Raw genomic sequence first — 4,255 nt, forward strand, 5'->3', positions numbered from 1 at the left:
TATATATTATGAATCCTATTGCTGATAAAAACCAAGAGAAATATAAACTGGCTGCATGAAACAAAAAGGGTAGGTCAATTTACTTTTGACACACCCTCCCGTCTTTTATCTCTTCATAATCTACATATTCCCCTTCGTTCTTCGAGAATTTTTTCTGCGTGGTGGGGCTATCATTGCTACTGTTGCTTCTATTTGCGGCAGACCGGCGATTATTCGTTTTCTGGCCACCAGACCTGAAAAGACGGACAACACCTCCCAGAAAGACCCCCAGTATGAGGAAGCCTATCATTCCGATGAACAGTAATATTCCCAAAAATTTGATGAACATAAGCTATCTGTAATAGTTTTGATGGTAATGTGCAAATATACGAATTATTTGGCAGGGCGTACAATATCCCAACTCACATATGCATCGGCATAAGTAGAATTATATGCCTTGAAACAACCTAAAGCTCCCCCCGTGAAATTAGTTAACGGATTGGTAGCCCCGCGCCCCGCTGCCGAACTGAGGGAATAAAAATAAGTGTATGCGCCTTTGTCGATTGTTTGCATTTCCACATAGATGTGGTCGCCGGTTTCCAGGTCGTCGTCAAAGTTGTCTTCTTTATTGAAATACAATATCTTGTCTATCGGTTTGCCATTTCTATTTTCATCCTTTTCCAAGTAGAAAGATCGCATCATCCTGTCGTTTATTGTCAGCAGGAAATAGTAGTAGTTTTCTTCTTCAGCAGGATCGTTGAATGCCACACATGGCGAGAACCACGACCCGTCGCCTACCTGTATCTGGTATATATACAGTTCCTCGATAGGTACTTTTGCCGGCACTTTAGCTTCGGCTTCATACACATTGTCTTCTATCTCTATTTTCAGGTAATAGGTTTCTCCTACTTCCCCTGTCATTTTCGAAGTGTACACTCCGGGCTCGAAACTTTCATTTAGGGTTTCGGTTTTTCCCTTAGAGTCTGACAATGTAACTGTGGCCCCCGATATGGTCTGGTAGGGGTTGTTGTCGTAGAAACCTTGCGTTTTGGTAAGTACAACGACACATGGCACTTCTTCCGAAATGATGGCGCTGATTACATCGCGGGGCTCGGCCGTATCAATATCCAGTATCATTTGCTTTTCGCAAGCGGAGAAAGCAATGGCAATGATAGTTAATAATGTATATATTGGTTTCATAACTATACTTTTTTTTAAAACTTAAAGTTCCACGAAACAGATGGTATCACACTAAACAGGTATATCATAACCGATTCCGACTTAAATCCATTATTCTTATCCTGCCTGAACTCGAACATATAAGGATTCTTGCGGGCATAGGTATTATATAGCCCGAAAGCCAATTCGGATGTATAACGCTTGGTTTTCTTCAATGTGCAGATTGCACCCAGGTCGAGCCTGTGGTAAGCCGGTGCGCGGTACTGGTTGCGCCCGTCGTAATAATAAACGGTATGCCCGTCTACCATATACTTGCCCGTAGGGAAGGTCATAGGGTTGCCGCTGGCATATACCCATGTGGCCGAAAGTGTCCATTTGCGGCTAAGGTCGTAAATACCTACTACCGACAGGTCGTGCCTGCGGTCTTGGTTGGCAGCATACCATTTCCCGCCGTTTATTCCGTCTATCTGCCGTTCGCTGCGCGAGAGAGTATAGCCTATCCACCCGTTGAAACGCCCGAATTTCTTTTTCAGGAACAGCTCCAGCCCGTATGCCCGCCCCTTGCCGAAAAGCAATTCGGTTTCTATCAGTTCTTTACCGTAGAGGTCTGCCCCGTCTTTAAAATCTATCTGGTTGCTGAGGTCTTTATAATAAACTTCGGCGCTGAACTCGAACATATTGTTGTCGAAGTTGCGGAAGTAACCCAGCGATACCTGGTTGGCAACTTCGGGTTTTATGTAATCGGTATTGGTCAGCCACCTGTCGGTAGGGCTTGCCATATTCGATGTCGACAACAGGTGCATATGCTGCGACGTGCGCGAATAGGCAGCCTTTAGCGAAGATGTTTCGTTGAGGCGGAAAGCAGCCGAAAGGCGCGGTTCCAGATTCCAGTATGTTTTTACAAATTTTCCGCTTTTGGTAGATATGGTATCCGTCACATTCCGGTTCTCGTCCAGCTTGTAATAGTCGCTGCCGCCCAATACGCTGAACGACGACAAACGAAGCCCGTAGCTCACTTCGAACCTGTCAGACAACTTCATGCTATTGGAAGCAAAAACGGCGTTCTCCCACGAATTGCGGCGTTGGTATGGCGTTACTTCGAGGCGCGAAGGGTCTTTGCTGGTGAGGTCGCCCGGCACTACCTGATGATACATAGACGAGAATCCCAGTTTTATAGCATTCCTGTTGTTGGGATAGAAGCTAAACTCCTGATTCAGATTATAATCTCTTATATGCGATTTTATATTGATGCCTGTAGTCATGTCTACACTTACGTTGTAGGTATAGTCGGTATAAGACAGGGTGGTAGCCGACGCTTTTTTCGCATCGAATATATGATTCCATTTCAGGCTGCCGATGGTGTTTCCCCAGTCTATCATCGCTATGTCGGTCAGCCCCAGCTTGTCTTTGCCGTAATAGGCCGTAAAGGTGAGTTTGTCTTTATCGGACAATACATAGCTGAGCTTTGCATTCAGGTCGTAGAAATACAGTTTCGAATCCTTTATCTGTTCCACGCCGACAAGGTGTGCCAGCGCATCGGCATATGTGCGGCGGGCAGAGAGTATAAACGAAGAACGTTCTTTCTGAAGTGGCCCTTCGAAGGTAAGGCGCGAGGAGATAAGCCCTATTCCTCCGGTCAGGTGATAGTCTTTCAGGTCGCCGTCGCGCATACTTATATCCAATGTAGACGACAACCGCCCTCCATATTGGGCAGGCATAGAGCCTTTGTATATGGTCATATCGCTTACCGCATCGGAATTGAAAGTAGAAAAGAAGCCAAACAGATGCGAAGGATTGTAGACGGCAGCATTGTCGAGCAATATTAGGTTTTGGTCGTTGCTGCCTCCCCGTACATAGAATCCGGTGTTGCCTTCGCCGGCAGTCTGCACTCCGGGTAGTAGCTGAATGGTTTTCAGTATATCCCTTTCGCCCAGCAATACGGGAATTTTATTTGTTGTCTCTACTTCCAGTTTGTCTACCCCCGATTGCACGCTTGTTACATTTTCGTCTGTCCTTTTTGCCGATATTTCTACTTCGTTGAGCGATACGGCATCGGGCGAAAGTTCGATATTTAATGTTTGGTCTTTGTCTAGTTTTATTTTTACCTGTTTGGTGTTATATCCCAGCAGCTTGATTATGAAGCTGTATTCGCCCTGCGGCAAGGTCAGGGCGTAATTGCCATTCGCGTCGCTGAAGCTACCATACTGGGGCAGTTCTTTTACTCCGGCCGATGCTCCTATCAGCACATCATTATTCTCGGCATTGGTTATCTTGCCTCTGATTACGTAGTTTTTCTGGGCATTTGCTGTGGTTGCAAGCAATAAAAACAGTATAGCAAAAAGAAGCCTCATCTTCGATATTTTATAGCTTAGTGTTAGAGATCCAGCGTTGTTGGCATATATTTAACGCAGAGGTCGCATTGTTATTATATTAGTGATAGACAAACAAAGGTAAAACTATTTTGTCAACCCGCTATATTATCTAACCATCAAGTTATTAAAAAAGATTAAGAGGCTTTTTTAAATTTTAATAATGCGAATCAGCAGTTGGGATTTAATAGTAAAATCGTTCTTTTTTATACTGCGCGCAATCACAGATTGGCTCCGCTTCGCTCTGCCAAACGGTGTTTGCTTGCGTTCCTTTTGGCCTAAGCCCCAAAAGGAAGCAAAAGGCTAGTGCTTCGTCCCTCGGCGACCTGTCATCGGTTTGCCGGCTGAAAGGGATAAACGGGCTCCGCCCCATCCCTTTCTACGCCGCCTTCACCGGACAGGTTCCCGCCTGCGGAACTGATGCACGTCCGCTGACGCACGACCAGAATTGTAGCAAACTCTTGTCCGGCGTCAGCCCGCGCCCTTAGCTTTGCGTACGGGGTACCCACGCGATGCGGGCGGCGTAGAATGAAGTGGGGACGTTGTTATACTACTTTGCTAAGCCAACAAAAGGATTGCTGTTAGTTCACTTCATTCAGCCGGCAAAGCGCAAAGTGGGTCGTACGGCAAAGCGAGGCGCAAAAGAGTTTTTGGTTCCTTTTGGGGCTTAGGCCAAAAGGAACGCAAGCAAACACCGTTCGGCAGAGCGAAGCGGAGCCAATCTGTGA

The 4,255-nt window shown here is 46.1% G+C and carries 4 protein-coding genes; 1 reads left to right on the forward strand and 3 read right to left on the reverse strand.

The genetic code is table 11. From position 1 onward, the window contains the following. Window positions 1–79: 79 nt before the first annotated feature. From D0T57_RS15030 to D0T57_RS15040, 3 genes are read right to left on the reverse strand one after another with little or no spacing between them, the layout of a single operon-like run. Window positions 80–328, reverse strand: coding sequence for a DUF4834 family protein (locus D0T57_RS15030; RefSeq protein WP_163274293.1), 249 nt, complete (start codon window positions 326–328; stop codon window positions 80–82). A 44-nt stretch (window positions 329–372) separates the two neighbouring features. Then, complete coding sequence (locus tag D0T57_RS15035) at window positions 373–1,179, reverse strand: DUF4249 domain-containing protein (protein ID WP_163274294.1); 807 nt, start codon at window positions 1,177–1,179, stop codon at window positions 373–375. A gap of 14 nt (window positions 1,180–1,193) precedes the next feature. Beyond that, the gene (locus D0T57_RS15040; protein WP_163274295.1) at window positions 1,194–3,509 is read right to left on the reverse strand and encodes a TonB-dependent receptor; all 2,316 of its coding nucleotides are present in this window, start codon (window positions 3,507–3,509) and stop codon (window positions 1,194–1,196) included. A gap of 272 nt (window positions 3,510–3,781) precedes the next feature. Between D0T57_RS15040 and D0T57_RS15045 the strand changes: the two genes are divergently transcribed. Continuing rightward, window positions 3,782–4,015, forward strand: a complete 234-nt coding sequence (locus D0T57_RS15045; RefSeq protein WP_163274292.1) for a hypothetical protein — start codon at window positions 3,782–3,784, stop codon at window positions 4,013–4,015. The last annotated feature ends 240 nt before the right edge of the window (window positions 4,016–4,255 follow it).

This window comes from Dysgonomonas sp. 511 (assembly GCF_010501105.1).
GTDB lineage: Bacteria > Bacteroidota > Bacteroidia > Bacteroidales > Dysgonomonadaceae > Dysgonomonas.

Bases quoted from the DNA above. Each gene is read 5' to 3' on its own strand.
- D0T57_RS15040 (WP_163274295.1), bottom strand. From the start codon at position 3,509: ATGAGGCTTCTTTTTGCTATACTGTTTTTATTGCTTGCAACCACAGCA.
- D0T57_RS15035 (WP_163274294.1), bottom strand. From the start codon at position 1,179: ATGAAACCAATATATACATTATTAACTATCATTGCCATTGCTTTCTCC.
- D0T57_RS15030 (WP_163274293.1), bottom strand. From the start codon at position 328: ATGTTCATCAAATTTTTGGGAATATTACTGTTCATCGGAATGATAGGC.